Source organism: Nocardia nova NBRC 15556, assembly GCF_001613005.1.
Classification (GTDB): Bacteria; Actinomycetota; Actinomycetes; order Mycobacteriales; family Mycobacteriaceae; genus Nocardia; species Nocardia nova.
This window is the reverse complement of sequence record NZ_BDBN01000007.1, coordinates 212,481-218,752: the sequence shown is the minus strand read 5'-3', so window position 1 is coordinate 218,752 and position 6,272 is coordinate 212,481. Positions and strand designations below refer to the sequence as shown.

Annotated in this window: 6 protein-coding genes; 5 read left to right on the top strand and 1 reads right to left on the bottom strand. The window is 66.8% G+C overall.

Annotation, left to right across the window (positions count from 1 at the left end; all coding sequences use genetic code 11):
- The 5 genes from NN2_RS37635 to NN2_RS04870 all read left to right on the top strand — a co-directional run.
- Positions 1–198, top strand: a 198-nt coding sequence (locus NN2_RS37635) for a hypothetical protein (RefSeq protein ID WP_439955842.1), incomplete at its 5' end; no start/stop codon positions are given.
- Positions 195–2,006, top strand: a complete 1,812-nt coding sequence (lpqB, locus tag NN2_RS04890) for an MtrAB system accessory lipoprotein LpqB (protein ID WP_063010778.1) — start codon at positions 195–197, stop codon at positions 2,004–2,006. The genes NN2_RS37635 and lpqB, both read left to right, overlap by 4 nt.
- Before the next feature lie 504 nt (positions 2,007–2,510).
- A complete protein-coding gene (locus NN2_RS04880) occupies positions 2,511–3,155 on the top strand; it encodes a ComF family protein (protein WP_104364032.1) in 645 nt (214 codons plus the stop codon).
- A 334-nt stretch (positions 3,156–3,489) separates the two neighbouring features.
- Positions 3,490–4,149 (top strand): ribosome hibernation-promoting factor, HPF/YfiA family, encoded by a 660-nt coding sequence (hpf, locus tag NN2_RS04875; protein WP_369829573.1) that lies wholly within the window; start codon positions 3,490–3,492, stop codon positions 4,147–4,149.
- Between the two features lie 117 nt (positions 4,150–4,266).
- Positions 4,267–5,559: an acetyl-CoA C-acyltransferase gene (locus NN2_RS04870; protein WP_063010774.1), complete on the top strand. Its 1,293-nt coding sequence runs from the start codon at positions 4,267–4,269 to the stop codon at positions 5,557–5,559.
- 8 nt (positions 5,560–5,567) lie between these two features.
- Here the strand turns inward: NN2_RS04870 and bluB are convergent, their stop codons facing one another.
- The gene (bluB, locus tag NN2_RS04865) at positions 5,568–6,197 is read right to left on the bottom strand and encodes a 5,6-dimethylbenzimidazole synthase (protein ID WP_030515028.1); all 630 of its coding nucleotides are present in this window, start codon (positions 6,195–6,197) and stop codon (positions 5,568–5,570) included.
- Between the last annotated feature and the right edge of the window lie 75 nt (positions 6,198–6,272).

Here is a 6,272-nt window from a genome sequence, read left to right as displayed (position 1 = left end):
CACGCGGTCGTTGCCGGTACCGTCGAAGCGGATGCCGATGCCGAGCCGTCGGCGCGGACGACGCCGCCGGACGCGGACGCCTCGGAATCGCCGGACGGTGAACCGGGGGCCGAGCGGACCTCGCCGAAGCCGGCGGGTGAGAGCGCGGGCGGCTCGGACGACTCCGCACTCGTCGACAAAGAGGACATCAACCCATGAACCGCACCCGTCTGGCAACGCTGCTCGCCGCGCTGTTCAGCTGCGTGCTGGTCCTCGCCGGCTGCGCCAATCTGCCGGATTCCTCGGCGCCGCAGGCGTTGGGAACGCTCAACCGTCAGCCGACGTCGACCGGCCCACATCCGCCCACCTCCGGGCGGGACCCGGATCTGTTGCTGCACGACTTCCTCGACGCCACCGCCGATCCGGCCGACCACCATCGAACGGCGCGGCAGTACTTGACGCCGGGGGCCGCGGAGGGTTGGGACGACAGTGCGCGCACCGTCATCGTCGACAAACCCGACACCCTTCGGGAGTCGAGGTCGGACGACTCCGCGACCTACCGCATCCGAGCGCGAAAACTGGGTGAGCTTGCCGCAGACGGGTCCTTCCGCGCCCAGGACAATACGTACGAGACCAGAATCGAGATGAGCAAGGTCGGCGACGAGTGGCGCATCAGCCAGGTGGAACCGGGCGTGGTAGTGGACAGCTCCGCGTTCTACAAGTCGTATCGTCGGTATCCGCTGTATTTCGCCAACAGCCCCGGGACCACCATGGTTCCCGAGTTGCGTTGGATCTCGAGCCCGAAGGACCAACTGACGCAGCGGCTGGTAGGACTGCTCGCCGCGGGCCCACAGCCGACCCTGGCGCCGGCCGTGCGCAATATGCTCGCCCCGCCTGTCAGCGTGCGCGAAGGCATCACCAAAGCCAACGGCGAACCGGATAACGTCGGCGTCGGGCTGGGCGGGGTACGCATAGATTTCGCCGGTGCCTCGGCTCTTGATGCGCGCGGTAAGGAGATGCTGGCAGCCCAGGTGGTACTGACACTGGCAGGGGCGGATATCCCCGGCCCCTACGTGTTACTCGCCGACGGCAAGCCGCTGGACGACCGGTACGCAGGCGTGGGCTGGTCGTTGGACGACGTCAGTGCAATGAACCCGACAACTCCCACAGGAGATCGGTCCAACCTCCATGCGTTGCGGGATGGATCGCTGGTTGCCGTGGATGTCTCCAAGGGGCAGATCGTCCGTATGCCCGGATACTTCGGTGCCGCCCGAAATCTGCAGTCGGTCGGATTGTCGGAAGACGGAAAGTTGATCGCCGCGGTCGCCGAGAGCGGCGAGCCTGCGCCCGCGCCGAAGCACACCCTCATCATCGGCAGCTATGACGGCGCTTCCACATTCTCGGTCGTCCAGGGCGAGACCATCACGCGGCCGTCATGGACCTCCAATGGCGAGGCTGCGTGGGCGGTGGTCGACGGAACTCGGGTGATCCGAGTTGCGCACGATCGCGGCACCGGCAACGTATCGATGCAGGACATCGATACGTCGATGCTGACTTCGGGTGAGGCGAACAGCACCGACCCGGTGCCCCGTCTCCCGATCACCGATCTCAGTATCTCTCGCGACGGAACGCGTGCAGCGATCATCGCCGGAGGCAAGGTTTACCTCGCTGTCGTGATTCAGCATCCGGATGGCAAGTTCGCACTGGTGTCGCCCAGGCCGGTGGCGGTCGATCTGAGCACAACGGCCGTATCCATCGACTGGTCCACTCCTGATTCTCTCGTTCTGGCACGAGAAGGAGACGTGAACCCGGTGGAGTCGGTCTTCATCGATGGTTCGGAGCTGACGCCACTGTCCAGTCAGAACCTGACTCCACCTGTCCGCGTGGTGAGTGCTGCCCCCGGTATTCTCTACGCCGCCGATTCACGTGCGGTAATGCAACTGCAGTCGACAGGACCGTCGGCGGACCGGTTTTGGCGTGAGACGCCGGGGCTCGGTGCGAACACGGTGCCGGTTCTGCCGGACTGAACAATCCATCCGCGTTATAAATCCGTTGTGCTCCAAAGGATCTCGATGTAATGTCGGCTGCGGCCCGACGAGTTCGTCGAGCTCGGGGGTTTGTTCAGGGAGGGATTCGAATGTTCCGCATATTGTCTGTCGCCGCAACATCTGCACTTGCCGTTGCTGTTGTCGGTATCGGGGTCGCGCACGCCGCTGACCTGCCCACTCCGGAGGGGGCAGTGTTCACGGGCGAATATGCGCAATATGACTGCGCCAGGGCGTTGGAGCAGGACCTCAATGCGCTCAATGGGGCGGCGCAGGGTACTTGTGACCCCGACGGGTCAGGCGGGTGGGTGCTGCACATCGGCACACACTGACGGCGGGAACTCTGGTCCGTCCAGCAACTAGCGCGCGGCCTGGGCATCCGGTTCCGGACAATCCGGAACCGGATGCCCAGGCCGTTCGTCGGTTCGGGGCCAAGTGAACCTTTCCCGAGCGCTACCTGTCGGTGGCCTCGGCCAGACTGGGCCGATGCGGACGCTGCTGGATTTGGTCCTGCCGCAGTACTGCGGGGGATGTGGATCGGCCGGAATCGGATGGTGCGGGGAATGTGCCGCGACACTGAGCGCGGAGCCCATGCGGGTATGGCCGCGCACCGATCCGGGGGTGCCGTGCTGGGCGTTGAGCGGATACGCGGGTCCGGCCCGGCGCGCCGTGGTGGCGGCCAAGGAATCGGGCCGCCGGGATCTGATCGCACCGCTGGGCCGGGCCCTGGCCCGCGGTATCGGCCTGCTGCGGGCTCCCGGCCGCCCGCTGATTCTGGTTCCGGCGCCGAGCCGCCGGGTCGCGGCCCGGCGTCGTGGGGGCGATCCGGTCCTGCGGACGGCGCGCGTCGCGACCGGTTGGCTGTCCGATTGCCATCTCGCACCCGTGCTGTGGGCGCGCGGTGAGGTGCGCGACTCCGTCGGACTGAGCGCGCGAGCGCGCCGGGACAATCTGGCGGGCCGGCTCGTCTGCCGCATCGGTGCGACGTCGGCCCTGCGGACCCTCGCGGCCGCCGACATCGTACTGGTAGACGATGTTCTCACCACGGGCGCGACCGCTGCCGAATCGGTGCGGGTTCTGGCGCTGGCCGGGCTGAACGTGCGGGCCGTAATGGTGACATGCGCCGCGTGAGTGGGAGAAATTTGCGTGAACAGTGGCGGACGGATCGTTGGCGTAATAGCGTTGCTGACAGAGCGATCTGACACCCGAACCCAGAGTTTGGAGGTGGCGACTCGGACGACTTCGTACCGAGCATTCCGGCATGAGTGGCGGGCCACGGGTGGCAGTCTGCAAGCCCTTTCCGAATCCCGCGCAACCTCTCCCCGGTCGGCTCGGTGCGGTTGCTAACCCGCCGCACATGGAGTTGTGCGGCCAGATCCGGGAGGTACGCGTGACGACTTCACGACCTTCAGTGAAAGAAGCAGATCCCTCGACCGGTACGGGCACCCAGCTGGGTTCCGGTGAACTGAACGGAGCCGAACAGACTATTTCGGATGTGCCCCGGACGCCCGAAGCGGACGTCGTGGTCAAGGGACGTAACGTCGAGGTACCCGATCATTTCCGCATTCACGTCGCGGACCGACTCTCCCGTCTGGAACGTTTCGATCCGTCGATATACCTCTTCGATGTCGAGCTGTTCCATGAACGAAACCGCCGCCAGCGCAAGAATTGTCAGCGTGTCGAAATCACCGCGCGCGGCAAGGGCCCGGTGGTCCGGGCCGAAGCCTGTGCCGACAGTTTCTACGGCGCACTGGAATCCGCGGTGGTCAAACTCGAGGCCCGATTGCGGCGCAGCAAGGATCGCCGCCGGGTGCACTACGGCGAGAAGACACCCGTCTCCGTCGCGGAGGCGACGGCCGCGCTGGTCGAGGACACCCTGCCCGCCGGCGCCGACGGATCCGAGCCGGCCGACCGCGCCGACACCGAATCGAGCGAGTACGCCGGGCCGGGGCATATCGTGCGCACCAAGGTCCATTCCGCGACTCCGATGTCGGTGGACGACGCGCTGTATCAGATGGAACTCGTCGGCCACGATTTCTTCCTCTTCCACGACCGCGAAACCGACCGACCGTCGGTGGTCTACCGCCGCCACGCCTTCGACTATGGGTTGATCAGGCTGACGTAACGAGTTTTCGGGAGCTGGACGGCCGGGGCCGAGAGCCCCGGCCGTTCGTCGTTCACCGGGCCGGCGAGATTACCGTGACATCTTGTATCGGCATCTTGCTCGTCCTACTGTAAAGGCATGGCCACCAAGCGTTCTCGCCGCGCCGTCATCGTCGCGGGTGCTCGTACCCCGTTCCTGCGCGCCTTCACCGACTACACGCGGATGGACACCATCGATCTGGGTGTCCTGGCGGTGGGCGGGCTGCTCGAGCGGACCGGACTGCCCAAGAATCAGGTGCAGGCGATGGTGTGGGGCGGGGTGATCCTGCCGAGTGCGGCGCCCAACGTCGCGCGGGAGATCGCCCTGGATCTGGGACTCGACCACGGCTGCGAGGGCTACACGGTCACCCGTGCGTGTGCCTCCGGACTGCAGGCGGTGACCGCGGCGGCGGCCGCCATCGAACGCGGGGAATACGACATCATGGTCGCCGGCGGCAGCGATTCCACCAGCAATGCCGAGGTGAAGCTGCCGCAGAAGATGGTGCACGCGGCCGCGCCGCTGGCCCTGGGTAAGCCGAAGCCGAAGGACTATCTGTCCGCGGTGGCGCAGCTGGCGCCGTTCACGGATCTGCTGCCGCGCCGGCCGAAGATCGCCGAGCGCACCACCGGCGAGGTGATGGGGGAGTCGGCGGAGAAGATGGCCCGCATCAACGGCATCACCCGGGAGCAGCAGGACGCCTTCGCCGCCCGCTCGCATCATCGCGCGGCGGCGGCGATCGAATCCGGCCGGTTCGACCGGGAGGTACTCGCGGTCGCCACGCCGGACGGGAAGGCGGTCACTCGCGACGGACTCGTGCGCGCGAACACCGGTGTCGAGAAGCTGGCGACCCTCGCCCCGGTCTTCGAGCGGGACGGGACGGTGACGGCGGGCAACGCCAGCCCGCTCACCGACGGCGCGGCCGCGGTGCTGCTGATGAGCGAGGAGAAGGCGCGCGCCCTGGGCTTCGAACCGCTGGCGGCCTTCCGGTCCTGGAGTTTCGTCAGCGTCGACCCGTCCGATCAGGTGCTGATCGGTCCGGCCATCTCCATGCCGCGGGCGCTCGACAAGGCAGGGCTGGCCCTGTCGGACATCGATGTCGTCGATATCCACGAGGCCTTCGCCGCCCAGACCCTCTCGGTGGTGTCGGCCCTGGGCAGCGACGCGTGGGCCAAATCCCGGCTGGACCGCGACAGTGCCGTCGGCGAGATCGACCCGGACATCCTCAATGTGCACGGCGGTTCGATCGCGATCGGCCACCCCTTCGGCGCCACCGGTGCGCGCATGGTGACGACCATGGCCAACGAGCTGGCACTCACCGGGAAGAGCACTGCGCTGCTGGGCATTTGCGCCGCGGGAGGGCATGGCGCGTCCGCGGTCCTCGAACGGGTGTAGGCAGGGCGCTAGTACCGCTCCCAGTGGATCGCGTCGTCGAGTGGACGCCGGTCGCGCCAACCGAACCGTTCCAGATCCGGCGTGTGCTGGAATTCGTGCACCGGGCCGATGCACAGCCACGCGACGGGACGAATGCCGGCGGGCAGCTCGATCAAGTCGGTGAGGAAGGGTGCGTCGTAAAAACTCACCCAGCCGACGCCCACCCCTTCGGCGGTCGCGGCCAGCCACAGGTTCTGGATCGCGAGAACCGTGGAGTACAAACCGGTTTCGGGGACCGTCGCGCGACCGAGGATCTGCGGGCCGCCGCGACTGTCGTCGTGGGTGACGACTATCCCGGTGCCGCTCTCGGTGATGCCTTCGATCTTGATCGGCTCGAAGGTGCGGGCTCGCTCCGGTGGCAGCGAATCGCGGAATTCGACGCGCTTCTCGGCGACGTGTGCGGCGAAGCGCGCCAATGTCGCCGGGTCACGCACGACGACGAAATCCCACGGCTGCGAATTGCCGACGCTGGGTGCGCGATGGGCCGCGTCGAGGATTCGGAGCAGGGTCGCATCGTCGACGAGATCGCCGGTGAATTCGGCACGCACATCGCGGCGCCGCCGGATCACGTCGTAGATGCTGGATTCTTGCGTTGACACCGGTTCAGTCAATCAGGCCCGGACGTGGGCAGACGAAAGGGGCTCCCCGGATATCGAATCCGGAGAGCCCCTTCT

Bases quoted from the DNA above. Each gene is read 5' to 3' on its own strand.
- lpqB (WP_063010778.1), top strand. From the start codon at position 195: ATGAACCGCACCCGTCTGGCAACGCTGCTCGCCGCGCTGTTCAGCTGC.
- NN2_RS04880 (WP_104364032.1), top strand. From the start codon at position 2,511: ATGCGGACGCTGCTGGATTTGGTCCTGCCGCAGTACTGCGGGGGATGT.
- NN2_RS04870 (WP_063010774.1), top strand. From the start codon at position 4,267: ATGGCCACCAAGCGTTCTCGCCGCGCCGTCATCGTCGCGGGTGCTCGT.